The sequence below is a fragment of the Enterococcus malodoratus genome (assembly GCF_027659535.1).
GTDB classification, from domain to species: domain Bacteria; phylum Bacillota; class Bacilli; order Lactobacillales; family Enterococcaceae; genus Enterococcus_A; species Enterococcus_A malodoratus.
In genome coordinates this window covers 24327-39114 of the sequence record NZ_JAQDPG010000013.1, presented here as the reverse complement: position 1 = coordinate 39114, position 14788 = coordinate 24327, and the positions used below count along the sequence as shown (strand labels likewise).

The 14788-nt window shown below is 39.0% G+C and carries 17 protein-coding genes; 6 read left to right on the top strand and 11 right to left on the bottom strand.

Features of this window, described 5'->3' with window-relative positions:
• Positions 1-2: 2 nt before the first annotated feature.
• The 9 genes from PGP85_RS18125 to PGP85_RS18085 form a co-directional block, all read right to left on the bottom strand.
• Positions 3-989 carry a permease gene (locus tag PGP85_RS18125; RefSeq protein WP_071131630.1) on the bottom strand — a complete coding sequence of 329 codons (987 nt, stop codon included), beginning with the start codon at positions 987-989 and terminating at the stop codon, positions 3-5.
• Positions 990-1009: 20 nt separating this feature from the next.
• Positions 1010-1426, bottom strand: coding sequence for an arsenate reductase (thioredoxin) (gene arsC / locus PGP85_RS18120; RefSeq protein ID WP_048720943.1), 417 nt, complete (start codon positions 1424-1426; stop codon positions 1010-1012).
• On the bottom strand, positions 1423-2499 hold the full coding sequence (arsB, locus tag PGP85_RS18115) for an ACR3 family arsenite efflux transporter (RefSeq protein ID WP_071131631.1): 1077 nt from the start codon (positions 2497-2499) through the stop codon (positions 1423-1425). The genes arsC and arsB overlap by 4 nt, the downstream gene beginning before the upstream one ends.
• A 21-nt stretch (positions 2500-2520) precedes the next feature.
• A complete protein-coding gene (locus tag PGP85_RS18110; protein WP_048720947.1) occupies positions 2521-2814 on the bottom strand; it encodes an ArsR/SmtB family transcription factor in 294 nt (97 codons plus the stop codon).
• Positions 2815-3113: 299 nt separating this feature from the next.
• The gene (locus PGP85_RS18105) at positions 3114-4184 is read right to left on the bottom strand and encodes an ABC transporter substrate-binding protein (RefSeq protein ID WP_270328748.1); all 1071 of its coding nucleotides are present in this window, start codon (positions 4182-4184) and stop codon (positions 3114-3116) included.
• A complete protein-coding gene (locus PGP85_RS18100; protein WP_010739761.1) occupies positions 4181-5026 on the bottom strand; it encodes an ABC transporter permease in 846 nt (281 codons plus the stop codon). Before PGP85_RS18100 ends, PGP85_RS18105 begins: the two co-directional genes overlap by 4 nt.
• Complete coding sequence (locus PGP85_RS18095; RefSeq protein WP_010739762.1) at positions 5023-5832, bottom strand: ABC transporter permease; 810 nt, start codon at positions 5830-5832, stop codon at positions 5023-5025. Before PGP85_RS18095 ends, PGP85_RS18100 begins: the two co-directional genes overlap by 4 nt.
• Before the next feature lie 12 nt (positions 5833-5844).
• Entirely contained in the window at positions 5845-6933 is a 1089-nt protein-coding gene (locus PGP85_RS18090) for an ABC transporter ATP-binding protein (protein ID WP_010739763.1), read from the bottom strand.
• 56 nt (positions 6934-6989) lie between these two features.
• Positions 6990-7532: a helix-turn-helix domain-containing protein gene (locus tag PGP85_RS18085; protein ID WP_270328834.1), complete on the bottom strand. Its 543-nt coding sequence runs from the start codon at positions 7530-7532 to the stop codon at positions 6990-6992.
• A 476-nt stretch (positions 7533-8008) separates the two neighbouring features.
• On the opposite strand from PGP85_RS18085, the gene PGP85_RS18080 reads away from it, so the two are divergent.
• Genes PGP85_RS18080 through PGP85_RS18065 form a run of 4 tightly spaced genes read left to right on the top strand, consistent with a single transcriptional unit; the run spans position 8009 to position 10892 of the window.
• Entirely contained in the window at positions 8009-9004 is a 996-nt protein-coding gene (locus PGP85_RS18080; RefSeq protein WP_270328747.1) for a YhdH/YhfP family quinone oxidoreductase, read from the top strand.
• A complete protein-coding gene (locus tag PGP85_RS18075; RefSeq protein ID WP_270328746.1) occupies positions 9001-9726 on the top strand; it encodes a phosphopantothenate--cysteine ligase in 726 nt (241 codons plus the stop codon). Before PGP85_RS18080 ends, PGP85_RS18075 begins: the two co-directional genes overlap by 4 nt.
• Complete coding sequence (coaC, locus tag PGP85_RS18070; RefSeq protein WP_270328745.1) at positions 9723-10265, top strand: phosphopantothenoylcysteine decarboxylase; 543 nt, start codon at positions 9723-9725, stop codon at positions 10263-10265. The genes PGP85_RS18075 and coaC overlap by 4 nt, the downstream gene beginning before the upstream one ends.
• A 3-nt stretch (positions 10266-10268) precedes the next feature.
• Complete coding sequence (locus PGP85_RS18065) at positions 10269-10892, top strand: ECF transporter S component (protein ID WP_090406385.1); 624 nt, start codon at positions 10269-10271, stop codon at positions 10890-10892.
• A 52-nt stretch (positions 10893-10944) separates the two neighbouring features.
• Here PGP85_RS18065 and murB read toward each other — a convergent pair whose 3' ends face one another.
• Positions 10945-11895: a UDP-N-acetylmuramate dehydrogenase gene (gene murB, locus PGP85_RS18060; protein WP_408639905.1), complete on the bottom strand. Its 951-nt coding sequence runs from the start codon at positions 11893-11895 to the stop codon at positions 10945-10947.
• A 40-nt stretch (positions 11896-11935) separates the two neighbouring features.
• Positions 11936-12847: a Gfo/Idh/MocA family protein gene (locus tag PGP85_RS18055; protein WP_270328743.1), complete on the bottom strand. Its 912-nt coding sequence runs from the start codon at positions 12845-12847 to the stop codon at positions 11936-11938.
• A gap of 569 nt (positions 12848-13416) precedes the next feature.
• On the opposite strand from PGP85_RS18055, the gene PGP85_RS18050 reads away from it, so the two are divergent.
• Both PGP85_RS18050 and PGP85_RS18045 read left to right on the top strand, forming a co-directional pair.
• Complete coding sequence (locus PGP85_RS18050; protein ID WP_270328742.1) at positions 13417-14172, top strand: exodeoxyribonuclease III; 756 nt, start codon at positions 13417-13419, stop codon at positions 14170-14172.
• Between the two features lie 77 nt (positions 14173-14249).
• Positions 14250-14783 carry a 3'-5' exonuclease gene (locus tag PGP85_RS18045; protein ID WP_270328741.1) on the top strand — a complete coding sequence of 178 codons (534 nt, stop codon included), beginning with the start codon at positions 14250-14252 and terminating at the stop codon, positions 14781-14783.
• The last annotated feature ends 5 nt before the right edge of the window (positions 14784-14788 follow it).

The following is a 14788-nucleotide window of genomic DNA, read 5'->3' as shown; positions in this document are numbered from 1 at the left end:
TTTTATAAAGCTATACTATTGAAAGTAAAGCCAATCAATAAAATACCTACAATACAAATTGTGATAAAGATTCCTAACAATTTAGGTTTAACCACTCTACTTAACATGATTAATGACGGCAAAGACAACGTTGTGACAGACATCATGAAAGCCATCAAAGTTCCCACTGGCACCCCTTTTGAGAATAGCGCTTCTGCTATTGGGAGAACACCAAAAATATCTGCATAAATTGGTGCCCCAATTAAGGTCGCAATAATCAGGCCAAACGGATTATTATTACCTAGGATGCTTTGAATAAAACTGGTCGGAATCCAATTATGAATGAGCGCACCAATCCCAACCCCAATTAATACATAAAGCCAGACTTTACTAGCAACCTCCTTCACTTGCCCCCAACCATAAGCCATTCTTTTTTTTATGGTATAGGTTTCAACTTGGCTAAGACCTTCCTCCATCTCGCGAATATAATCTTGAATTTCATTCTCTAGGTGTAATTTATCAATGAGTGTACCTCCAATTACAGCTAGCAGTAATCCTAAAAGAACATAAGCTATCGCAAATTTCCAGCCGAAGAAAGACATTAACAGGATAATTGAGGCAATATCAACCATTGGTGAGGAAATAAGGAAGGAGAAGGTTACTCCTAACGGTAATCCAGCGGTTGTAAACCCAATAAAAATTGGAATGCTAGAACAACTACAAAAAGGCGTGACTGTACCCAAAAGTGCTCCCAGTAAATTCCCCTTCCAACCTTTTAAGCCACCCAACAATACTTTGGTTCTTTCAGGTGGAAAAAAAGTCTGAATAACCCCCATGACAAAAATTAAGATCGTTAATAAGATAAAAATCTTAATTGTATCAAACAGAAAGAACTGAAGACTTGCCCCTATCTTGCTATCGATCGAAAGTCCAAAACGCTCAACTAATTTTCCCATCAAATCATTTAGCCAAACCATTTTTAGTAATTGATCGCTAATCCAAGTCCACATACCTTCCCCCCCCTTTTGAATTAAACATTTAACTGCTTCGATAATTCAATCATTCTCTTTTCGATTTCATCTCTTGTGTCTCGGAAAGCACTTCTAATTTCTGCCTCAGATCCTTTCGCTTTGGCAGGATCTACTAAGTCCCAATGAAGGTGAGTGCTTTCCTTTGGAATCATGGGACACTTATCTGCTGCGTCACCGCAAAGAGTGATAATCATGTCAGACTGATTAAAGTAGTCCAAATCAATCAAGTCAGATGTTTGATTCGAAATATCGATTCCAGATTCTTCCATTACGGCCACTGCTCTAGGATTCAGACCGTGGGTTTCAACTCCAGCACTTCGGATTTCCCAAGAATCATCTAAGTATTTTTTAGCAAAGCCTTCCGCTATTTGACTTCGACAGGAATTGCCCGTACATAAGAAATAGATTTTTTTCATTCATTTTCTCCTTTTGTTGGGAACCAATCTTTCGTTCCATTTATCAATTTGACTAATAACAACATAACAGGTACTTCTGTTAGAACGCCTACTGTTGTCACAAGTACAACTGGTGAATTGACACCGAAAAGCATAATTGCTACGGCAACCGATAACTCGAAAAAGTCGGAAGCACCAATCAAAGCTGCTGGCGCTGCCACATTATGAGGCTGTTTTGTCCATTTACAAGTAAAATAAGCAAAGTTTGCGGTAATAATATTTTGTAAGACTAAAGGAACGGCAATCATGAGAACATGAAACGGATTGTTTAAAATAATATCCCCCTGATAAGTAAAAATGATTACCAATGTCAATAACAAGCCAATGGTTGTAATGGAGTCAAACTTTGGTAAGAAGCGATTGTTAAAGTAATCAATTCCCTTACGTTTTATCATGAAGTATCGCGTTAATGCCCCACCAACTAACGGTACTAGCACAAATAGTAGTACGGAGGCAAAGAGAATATTCCATGGTACAAACACACTATTTACTCCTAAAAGGAAGGAAACAATTGGTACAAATAGGACAATGATTAATAAATCGTTAATTGATACTTGAACCAAGGTATGCGCTGGATCACCTTTTGTAAGGTTTGACCAAACAAAAACCATAGCGGTACATGGCGCTGCCCCTAATAAAACGGCTCCAGCCACATAGTCTTTTGCTAAGTCTGCTGGGATAAAATTGCTAAAAACAACATAAAAGAAGAAAGATGCTAAGCCAAACATCAAGAACGGCTTAATTAGCCAGCTTGTAATGCTAGAGATCATAATCCCCTGATATGTTTTTCGGACATTCAGTATTGATTTAAAATCGATTTTCATCATCATTGGGAAAATCATAACCCAAGTTAAAACGGCAATTGGAATATTTGTATTTAACACTTGATAGCTTTCTAATCGGTCTGCGACACTAGGTAAAAACTTTCCGATTAGCATGCCTGCTGCCATACATAACAATACCCAAACCGTTAGATACTTCTCGAAGAAATTAATTGCAGGTTTTTCAGTTACTTCCGTAGATACATTGTTCATTCATAAGACTCCTATCGATTACTAGCTAATTGATTTTTCTTTGATAAGAAGTTCCTTCAAAATTACTAGGAAATCCTCAACAAAATCTTCCTGTAAAGCGTAATGATGCCATTGACTCTTTTTCGTTACTTTGACAATTCCTGCCTTCTCTAAAAGCTTCATGTGGTGTGATAATGTCGGTTGAGTAAAGTCAAAATTCTCCAACACTTCACATGCACAAAGAGAGTCAGCTGTAGAAAGTAAGTCAACAATTTTCAACCTTTTTGGATCAGCTAAGGCTTTCATGATGGTAGCAATCTGTTCATAGTTTTCCATGGAGGACCTCCTATTGAATTGTATATAGATAATTATCTATATACAATATAGATAATTATCTATATACGGTCAAGCGTTTCTGTCTTTTTATTTTCAACATCGTCTGGTAAAAATCTCTATCGTAAAGCTCTTCTAGTAAAGTATCTCTGGTAGAAAAACGTGGTAGAAAAAATAAAATAACACAAAAAAAGCGGCTTTTCAGCCGCTTTTGGTAGAAGATTGGAAAACTCAGGTAGAAAAAAGACGATTTTTAGCTTTTTAGAACGTTGATAAATCCCCATTCTCGCTGAGTTTTGCCATTATCTCCTATACATCTTAAACTCCAGGTACAAATCATTGTATATCCCTAAATATTTTGGACCTAAATCCTTATACACTTCCAAGTGACTAATCGTTTCATCATCTGGATAAAATTGTTTGTCCTCAGAGATACTCTTTGGAAGCATCGCCAACGCTTTTTTATTTGGTGTTGAGTAGCCAATGTATTCGGCATTTTGTTTGGCTGATGCTGGTTTCAACATAAAGTTGATGAAATCATAAGCCCCTGCTTGATTCTTTGATGTTTTAGGAATCACGATATTATCAAACCACAAATTCGAGCCTTCTGGTGGAATAACGTAATGAAGGTGCTTGTTTTCTGACATCATATCTGCCGCTTCCCCAGAAAAGGTCACCGCGACCGCACTTTCTTCATTCGCCATATACATTTTGATTTCATCAGCAACGATTGCTTTGACGTTAGGCGTTAAACCGCTCAATTTTTTGATTGCTTGATTTAATTGAGTCATATCCTTGCTGTTGATTGAGTATCCCAGACTTGTTAGAGATAAGCCCATTACTTCACGGGCGCCATCAATCAGCATAATATTATTTTTTAGTTCAGGTCGCCATAGGTCGTCCCAATGTTTGATTTTATTCCCATCGACAAATTTGTCGTTGTATACAATTCCTAGGGTTCCCCAGAAATAAGGAATCGAAAATTTATTATCGCGATCAAAATCCAAATCTAAAAATCGCGGATCAATATTATCCAGTCCATGAATCTTCGAATGATCCAAAGGCAGCAATAACTTTTCTTTTTTCATTTTCTGAATCATATATTCACTAGGAATCGCGATATCATAAGCAGTTCCGCCTTGTTTGATTTTCGCTTCCATCGCTTCATTTGAATCAAACGTTTCATAATTAACCTTATAGCCGTATTCCTTCTCAAACTCTTTGATCAATTCCGGGTCAATGTAGTCGCCCCAATTGTAAATGTTCAATACTTTGGAACTTGCGTTAGACGAATGGTTCAAGCGTACGACCAAAAAAGTCAGCAAGAGAATGATGGCGACGACTCCAATAAAAAGTGACTGCAATTTTTTCATTTCAGTACTGCCACCTCCTCAAACTCGCGTTTTCTTTTGCGAGCTTTTTTCGAAGTATCTCGACTAATAAAGTAATAACCTACTACTAATAATAGAGAGAAAATAAATACCAGCGTCGACAGGGCATTGATTTCTAGACTGATTCCTTGACGTGCGCGAGAATAAATTTCTACAGAAAGTGTTGTGAAGCCATTCCCGGTAACAAAGAAGGTCACAGCGAAATCATCCAAAGAATACGTGAAGGCCATGAAGTAACCCGCGATAATTCCTGGCGTTAAAAACGGTAAAATAATGTTTGACAGCACTTGAAAATTATTTGCTCCTAAATCACGGGCCGCATCGATCATTGAGTCATTCATTTCCTTCAGCTTTGGTAAAACCATCAGCACCACGATTGGAATACTAAATGCGATATGAGAAAGCAGCACACTGATAAAACCTAATTGGAAATTTTTCAGGACGCCGCCAAGCATGGTAAATAAAATCAAGAAACTGGCACCGATAATGACATCTGGCGAGACCATTAAAATATTGTTCAAGCCCAGCAGGACATTTCGCGAATTACGTTTACGCGTATAGTAAATCCCCATTGCGCCAAACGTACCGATAATCGTAGCAAGCAGAGCCGATAAAAAGCCCAACACGAAGGTCTGAACAACAATGCTGATCAATCGACTGTCAGAGAATAGATTCTGATAATGCTCCCACGTAAAGCTGGTGAAATTGTTCATATTGCCGCCCTTATTGAACGAATAGAAAATCAAATAAAAGATTGGTACATACAGTAAGATAAATACAAAAATCAAGTAAACAGTTGACCACGAGAATTTTTTTCTTCTCACTTCGCCCGACCTCCTTTACGTTTTTCTCCGGTTAGCATCATAACGATGAACATCGCGACGATCAAAATAACTCCGATCGTTGAACCCATCCCCCAATTTTGCGTGACTAAGAAATGTTCCTCGATCGCTGTTCCCAACGTAATCACGCGATTTCCACCGATCAAACGAGTCAACATGAAGAGCGAAAGAGACGGAATAAAGACAGCCTGCACCCCACTTTTCACGCCATTTAACGAAAGCGGAAAAATCACACGGCGAAAAGTCTCAAAGTTATTCGCGCCTAAATCACGGCTTGCACTAATCAAGGAAGGATTGATTTCCTCCAGAGCATTGAAAATCGGCATGATCATGAACGGCAGTTCAATGTATGCCGCCACGAACATGAAGCTGAAGTCCGTAAACAGCAATTGCTTTTGCCCAATCCCAATAAAGCGTAAAAAATCATTGACTGACCCATTCGCACTAAAGATGCCGATAAACGCATAAGCCTTCAGCAATAGATTAATCCAAGTAGGCAAGACAACTAGCAGCAGCAATAATTGACGATGCTTCAACTTTGATAAAAAGTACGCTGTCGGATAACTGATCAGCAAGGTCATCAAGGTAATCAAAAAGGCAAACAACACCGAATTAACGGTCATCATTAAATAGGTTTTAGACGTTAAGTACGTATGATAATTACTTAAAGTAAAGTTTCCATGCATATCAAAAAAGGATTGATACACGATCAAAATCACCGGCGCGATAACAAAAAACAGCAGCCAAAAAAAGTAAGGGATCGAGTAAAAACGACGAATATTTTTCATTATCTTTCCCTCCTAATCCTCATAGCTATCCAAACGTGCTTCGAAATCTTCTTCACTTTCATTGAAGCGCATGACATGGATATCCTCTGGTTCAAAAGACAGTCCGACTTTGCTGCCTTTTTTAGCCTTTTTAGTTGAATGGACCATCCATTCATTTCCGTCGGTATCAATACAATTCATTTCATAATGAACACCGCGGAACAATTGGGTATCAACGGTAACGACCAATTTCCCGTTTTCAGGTGTCGTCAGCGTTAAATCTTCTGGCCGCAGAACAACTTCCACCGGTTCGTTTGGACGCATTCCACCATCAACACATTCAAACTCTTTTCCGACGAATTTAACTAAATTGTCTTCTACCATTTCACCGGCAACGATATTGCTTTCACCAACAAAATCAGCAACAAAATGATTAATCGGTTCATCATAAATATCCACTGGTGTGCCGCTTTGAACGATTTTTCCCTTGTTCATAACAAAAATCTCATCACTCATGGCCAGTGCTTCTTCTTGGTCGTGAGTCACAAAGATAAAGGTAATTCCTAAACGTTTCTGTAAAGCTCGTAACTCGTACTGCATATCCGTCCGTAATTTCAAATCCAATGCAGACAATGGTTCATCCAATAATAAAATTTTAGGTTCATTAACAATGGCGCGAGCGATTGCTACTCGTTGTCGCTGGCCACCGGACATTTCGGTGATTTCACGATTTTCGTACCCTGGCAGCTGAACAAGTTTTAAGGCTTCTAAAACCTTTTTCTCAATCTCCTTCTTAGACAGCTTTTTGATTTTCAAGCCAAAGGCCACATTGTCAAACACATTCATATGGGGAAACAGTGCGTAATCTTGAAAAACGGTATTCACTTGGCGCTTATTTGCCGGCAGATCGTTCATTCGTTTTCCTTCAAAAAAAATATCGCCTTCACTAACATCTGTAAAACCGGCGATGATTCTTAAAATGGTTGTCTTCCCGCAACCAGAAGGACCTAGCAACGTATAAAAACGCCCTTCTTCTATATCAAAATCTATTTTTTTCAATACGGGATCATCATCGTCGTATTGTTTGATCACATCTTTAAAAGAAATAATTGTATTTGCCATGACTTCCTCCTATTACCCAACTAATTAGTAAGAATACGATCTTTCTTCGTATCTATTTATAAGTATGATTCTGTTGCAACAATCAAGACTTTACTGGTACCCGCCGCTTGATTTTGCAGACGATGCGGTTTACTGGCTTCATAATACATACTCTCACCTTTTGCCGCTTCATATAATGTTCCCCCGAACTGCAACGCAACTTTTCCTTCTAATACGTAAATAAACGTTTCAGACAGTGACGGCGTAAACTGTTTATACTGGCCCTTTTTATCTAGCGTTAATAAAATCGGCTCCATCTCATTCTCGTTCGATTCCGGAATCAGCCACTTAATATGGTAGCCATGTTCTTCATCACTATAAAAAGTTGTATCGTCCTCTTTATAAACAATTTTTTGATCACCAGTCTTTTGTTTAAAAAACTCAGCAGGCGTTACACCCAGGACTTCCAAAATATCAAAAAAAGTCTCCATCGAAGGAGAACTGAGATCCCGTTCTAACTGAGAGATGTACCCTTTGGACAGATCGGTTCGTTCTCCTAGCTCCTCTTGTGTTAAATCTTTTTGAATTCTTAAGTTGCGCAGCTTCTCGCCAATCTCCATGGTCTTCCCCCTCATTTATCTGCAACTCCTGTAAATGTCATCAAAAATTGGCATGATCCTGTTTAAATTTTTTAGGTTTGAGCCAAAATAATTGAAAAAAAGCAGCAAATTCGTTTTGTTTGCTAATAGTAAACTTATTGTTTAATAGCACCATTCAAGTATACGAACTTTTTATTAAAAATCAAGCATTTTGAAAGATTTTCTTAGGAGAGTTTTAAGGAAATAAAAGAGAAAAGAAATTTGCTTTTTCCTTTATTTTCGCTAATATAATAGTAACCGATTTTACGAGGATTACTTCATGCATAAGTCTGTTTGAATAATTGGTCTATATGCAAGTATTCTAAAAAAATTCGGTAATTATTTGTGAGTGAGATGAACATCTACTCGACTCATAAATTCAACATTTTATATCGTTACCACAACCTGGGAAATTTCCCAATAAAAGAAGACGCTAACAGAAAATAGGAGGAAGAAACATGACTGAGTATCGCCGCTTGCGAGTTTTAAAAGATGAGACCGTTCACACTGAAATCGAGAGCTTTGCCAAACCTGAAATTGATCAGGGAGAAGTGTTGATTGCTGTGAATTACTCTGGTATCAACTATAAAGATGCCCTAGCTACCAAAGCCAACACGGGCGTTTTACGTGACTACCCCATGACTCCTGGGATTGATCTTGCTGGAGAAATCCTAGCTTCAAACGACTCAGATCTACAAATCGGTGATTCCGTTTTAGTTACTGGGTATGGTTTAGGAGTTAAACAAGACGGCGGTCTAAGCGATCTGCAAGTTGTCCCCGCTTCTTGGTGTGTAAAAATACCCGCGGGATTAACAGAAAAACAAGCCATGACCTTCGGAACCGCTGGCTTTACAGCAGCCTTATCAGTAGACGCTTTACAAACTCATGGATTAGATATTAACAGCCGTGTACTTGTTACAGGAGCAACTGGCGGAGTGGGCAGTTTTGCCTTGCATTTTCTAAAACAAATCGGCTGCAAAAAGATTATTGCTTTGAGTCGGAAAGAGGATCAAAAGGAGTATTTGGAACAGTTAGGCGCAACATCTGTTCTATCACCTGCTGATTTCTTCCCAGAAAAAAGCCGCCCGTTAAATAAACAGCTTTTTGATTTTGTCATTGACACGGTTGGCGGCGATACCCTAACACAAGTCCTTCCGTTTGTTAATTACGGAGGAAGCTTGGCTCTTTGCGGCAATGCTGGCGGCATCAAATTGAATACAACCGTTTTACCTTTTATTTTACGAGGAGTTAATCTACTAGGAATTGATTCCGTAGAAGCTTCAATGGATCAACGTCAAAAACTTTGGACAAAAATGGCAAATGAATGGTCGTTGCCAGCAAATTTCCATGCCCAACAAATCGAACTGGAACAAGTGTCGGAAACCGCAGATGCCCTGTTAGCAGGAAAACATGTCGGCCGTACAATTGTTGCTTTAGGAGGAAAAAATAAGTGAGAATCTTAATTACTTCTGGCGGCACCTCAGAAAAAATCGATGATGTCCGTGCCATTACAAATCATTCTAGCGGGAAATTAGGCAAGGCGATCGCAGAAAGTTTTGCTAAAAGCAACGTCATGATCGATATGATCACTACACGCCACGCGGTCAAACCAGAAGGAAAGAACATTCAGCACTACTATATTGAATCAACCGCTGATTTAGAAAAAACGTTGAAAGATTTAATGACCGCGAATACTTATGATGCGGTCATTCACAGCATGGCGGTCAGTGATTTTACTCCTGAAAGTTCAACTACTCTTGAGGACCTGGAATCTGCTATAGCCACTCAGCCGGCTGACCTGCCGAAAGCATTAGTTGATATTGCTAATGAGCGGACTGAGAAAAAAATCTCTTCAGATACAGATCATTTAGTGATTGTTTTAAAGAAAAATCCCAAAATCATTTCTTTGATCAAAAAATTGCAGCCTGAAACAATTTTAGTAGGCTTCAAATTATTGGTTGATGTTCCAATGATCGAACTGCTTAATGTTGCTAAAAAAAGTCTCGAAAAGAATCACGCGGATTTTATCTTAGCCAATGACTTAGCTGAGATTCGCGGTGAAAAACACCATGGTTATCTAATCAATAAACAGCAAAAGGTCAAAGAAGCACATACCAAATCTGAAATCGCGGAATTGATCAAATCTGAGGTTATGAAACTGGAGGAAGCAAAATGAAAAACATCTTACTAGGTGTCAGCGGCAGTATCTCCGCTTATAAAGCGGCAGAAATTACCAATGAACTGACAAAAATGGGGTATAAATTAGATGTGGTGATGACCAAAAGCAGCACTGAGTTCATCACACCATTGACAATTCAATCATTGTCACATCGCCGAGTTCATCTTGATGTGATGGAAGAGCCGGATGCGGCATTGATCAATCATATTGCATTAGCGAAAGAAGCTGATTTATTCTTAGTTGCACCTGCTTCGGCCAATATTATTGGAAAAATGGCTAATGGTATAGCTGATGATTTATTATCAACAGTTGCTTTGGCCCTGTTACCAGATACACCGAGAATTATCGCACCAGCAATGAATACCTACATGTATCAAAATCCGATTGTTCAACGAAACTTGGCAACATTAAAAGATGTGGGGTATCAAGAAATCGAACCAAGAGAAGCATTGCTTGCCTGCGGTGACTATGGTCGTGGGGCTCTAGCTAATGTATCCGATATCGTGCATATCGTAAATTCGACACTGAAGGAGTAACTAATGAACGACAAAAATGTAAGAAACTTTACTTTGACCGCGATGTTTTTAGCGATCATGATTATCTTAGCAGTCACCCCCCTTGGTTTCATTCCGATTGGTCCAATTAATGCTACGACGATGCATATTCCAGTGATTATCGCGTCAATCGTTTTAGGACCTCGCATCGGAGCTGGACTAGGCGCAATCTTTGGTGTTATCAGTTTAATCAGAGCAACGGTGATTATCACGCCAATGTCGTTTGTTTTTTCACCTTTTATTGCAAACCCATTGACGAATCAAGGTGACTGGCGCGCGATCATTGTAGCAATTGTTCCCCGTATTTTGATTGGTGTTGTTCCTTACTTTGTTTACAAAGGGCTTCATCACTTACTGAAAAATAAAGCTCAGCCGGTCAGCTTATTTATCGCAGGTTTGGCGGGATCAATGACCAATACTATTTTAGTTATGAACCTGATTTTCTTTTTCTTTAAGGATAGTTATGCCAATGTTTTACAAGTCACAGCAAATGCTGTTTACGGTGTCATCTTAGGAATTATTTCAGGCAGCGGCTTAGTTGAAGCTATCGTTGCCGGAATAGCAACAGCAGGTGTTTGTGCCGTTCTACTACGCTTAATGAAGAAATAAAAAAACGCTCGATCGAAATCATTTCTGATCTCGATCGAGCATTTTTTTTTGATTATTTCGGTTCTTCACCCAGAATTCGAACTTCTGTTTCCAACGTCACATCAAACTTCTCTTTGATCGTTTTTTGAATATGAGCAATCAATTCAATATAGTCAGTCGCTGTCGCATTGTTAATGTTGACGATGAAGCCGGCGTGCTTTTCAGAAATTTGCGCACCGCCCCAAACTAAGCCCTGCAATCCAGCATCTTGAATTAGTTTACCGGTAAAATATCCGACTGGGCGTTTAAAGACACTGCCGCACGATGGATATTCCAATGGTTGTTTCAACTCACGCAATTCAGTCAGTTCAGCCATCCGTTTTTCAATTTGAGCATGATCGCCAGTCGTTAATTTAAAGTTGGCACTCAATACGATCGCTGGCTGTTCCTGAATCGCCGAATGACGATAGGAGAAATTCATTTGATCTTTGTACCAAGTTTCAAATGTTCCATCTGCTAATAAAACATCGACGGATTCAAAGACATCTTCTAGCTGTCCGTCATAGGCACCCGCATTCATGAAGACTGCGCCGCCGATACTTCCAGGGATTCCACAAGCAAATTCAAATCCAGTTAAGGAATGATCCAATGCCACATAAGTTGTGTCAATCAGCTTTGCGCCCGCCTGAGCAGTGATCATTTCATCTTCTACACGAATCGTCGTCATATCTGTCAACATGATTACGACGCCGCGAATTCCGCCATCTTTGACGATTAGATTGCTGGCATTGCCCAGAACAATCCAGGGAATATCATTTTCACGGCAATAGTCGACCAATACCTTCACTTCTTCGTTGTTCTTAGGAAATGCTAGAGCGTCTACGGGACCGCCGGTTTTTGTAAACGTATAATTCATTAAAGGTTCATCCAAAAGGATTTTCAAATTAGGTAATGTGTTCGTCAAGTCTAATGTTTTCACTCTGATAAGCCTTTCTCGTTCAACACGGGTAAATTTTTCAAACATCCTTGCTATTTTAGCACGCGAGAAAAAAACTTACCACCCCTTATAGCTGGTGACGAGTGTGTTGACGCAGCATTTGTTCGCAGAGTTCATGACTTAGTAAAATATTCTCTTGACGCAAATCGGCTTCTTCTCCTTTTAATGCAGCCAGGAAACTGATTACCAATTGTTCAAAGCCCCGTTTCTCTAAAGTCGTTGTCCAATCACCGAAACGTTGTGCCTCTTCAACCAAACCACGTCTAATCGTCAAGTCAGTCAATTGATTCAAAATCATCGTCTGCTTAGGTGAACTAACCTGATAACGCTCCATTTTTCCGCCGCTCATGAAGTCCATTGACAGAATGCATTCTGTCGTCGCAGTTGACAATTGCATTTGCGCATAGACCATTTGACCATCTTCTTCACGAATTTTAGAACGAACACTCATGATCTCGTCATCTAACAGATACACTGCGGTATCTACTAAATGAATAAATAGATCATAGATCCCAAACTGCGTATTCATCGCATGATCTGGTTCATTTTTTTCTAAATGAATTGTCCGCTTTTGCGGCAGCTGCTTCATCTGTTCGACCATTGGTGCAAAACGACGGTTAAAGCCTACCATAAATAACAGTTTTTTTTCTTTTGCCAATTCCTGCAGCTCACGGACTTCCTGCAAGTCTTCACTGACCGGCTTGTCGATAAAAACAGCAACTCCGGCTTCTAAACATTTTTTTGCGATTTCGAAATGAGCCTTCGTTGCAACATGAATAAAAATTGCTTCGATTTTTTCTGCCAATAACTCATCGATTGTTGCAACCGTATTGGAAAAACTGTATTCGTCTGCGATTTCATTCCGCACTGCTTCATTGCGGGTAGCAAAAATAAATGTCGCTTCCTTGCGCATTTTTGCATACGTTGGCAGATACGCCTTTTTGGCAATGCCGCCGATGCCGATAACTCCGATTTTCATAGGTAAGACTCCTTCTTCGTTTTAATGTAGTCATTTTCCTTTTGAGAAAAATGATTCCTATCCTCAGGCCGTATATCATTCCACTAAACTTTTTGTGCTTTATATTCTGGTTATCTTTTTACTTCTTGTTTCAATTTTTTTAACTGCTAAAAGTGGAACTGACATCCTTCTTCGTTTTAATGTAGTCATTTTTCTTTTGAGAAAAATGATTCCTATCCTCAGGCCGTATATCATTCCACTAAACTTTTTATGATTTATACTCTGGGTTCCTTTTTTTCCTCTTCTTTGAATCTTTACATCTGCTAAAAGTGGAACTGACATCCTTCTTCGTTTTAATGTAGTCATTTTTCTTTTGGGAAAAAATGATTCCTATCCTCAGGCCGTATATCATTCTGCTAATTATCATCGATAACAGCATAGTTTTCTTCATATCTTGAATAATACTGCAAAAAGTCAGCGCGACAAAGTAAAAAGCAGCTTTGACAGCTATCATTCTTTGCTTTCTCACTTTTTTTCGTTACAATTGATCCAAGAGTTGAATCAAATTATTACGTATGGAGGAATGCACTGTGAAATTAATTTCTTGGAACGTCAATGGCTTGCGTGCCGTGATGAAAAAGAATTTTATGGAAGTTTTTAATGACTTAGATGCTGACTTTTTCTGTCTGCAAGAAACAAAACTGCAAGCTGGACAAATCGAAATGGATCTGCCGGGCTATCATGAGTACTGGAATTATGCAGAAAAAAAGGGCTATTCTGGTACTGCCATCTTCACCAAACATGAGCCAATGAGTGTTACCTATGGTCTGGGCATCGAAGAACATGATCAAGAAGGCCGTGTCATTACACTTGAATATCCTGAGTATTATGTGATTACTTGTTATACGCCCAACTCACAAAATGAACTGAAGCGTTTAGATTATCGTATGACTTGGGAAGAAGCTTTCTTGAATCATCTAAATCAGCTGAAAGAAAATAAATCCGTTATTTTCTGTGGGGATTTAAATGTCGCCCACGAAAACATTGATTTAAAAAATTGGAAAACAAATCAAAAAAATGCCGGATTCACTCCGCAAGAACGAGAGAAATTCAGTATCTTATTAGAGAATGGCTATATTGATACGTTCCGTCATTTCTATCCCAATCAAGAAGGAATTTACTCTTGGTGGAGCTACCGCTTTAATGCGCGCAAAAATAATGCCGGATGGCGGATTGATTACTTCGTCGTTTCTGATGACTTAAAGGATCAATTACAAGATGCCAAAATCCATACTGAAATTTTCGGCAGCGACCATTGTCCCGTAGAATTAGATATCAATCTTTAAAACTTTGAAATTTTTTCTTGAAAGACTTTCGCCGCTGAAAAGAATATGGTAAAACAAAAAGCGGAGAGGTGAATCTGTTGAATTTTATTGCAATGGACTTTGAAACGGCCAATTATCAAACCCATAGTGCTTGTTCACTGGCACTCGTAATGGTAAAAAACAGCCAAATCGTCGGTGAATACTATTCGCTGATCAAACCTGAAACAGACTTTTTTTGGAAAAATATTCAGATCCACGGCATACATCCAGAAGATGTTGAAAACGCACCGAAGTTTCCTAAAGTATGGCAAGATATCCAACATTACTATCAGGAGAATCGTTTGATCGTTGCTCATAATGCCGGCTTTGATACCAAGGTTCTAGCGGGTTGTCTTGATTATTATCATCTAGCGCAGCCAACCTATCTTTCCTTGTGTACTGTAAAAACAAGCCGACGCTTATTTCCTGAAATGGCGAATCATCGACTGAACACCGTTTGTGAGGAATTGGCGATCCCATTAGAACATCATCATGATGCTTTAGAAGACAGCCGAGCCTGCGCGAAAATTTTGCTCTATCAAGAAGATCATTTTGGTGTTGATCCATTAAAAAAATTAGTGTTACCCATGTAAGCGAA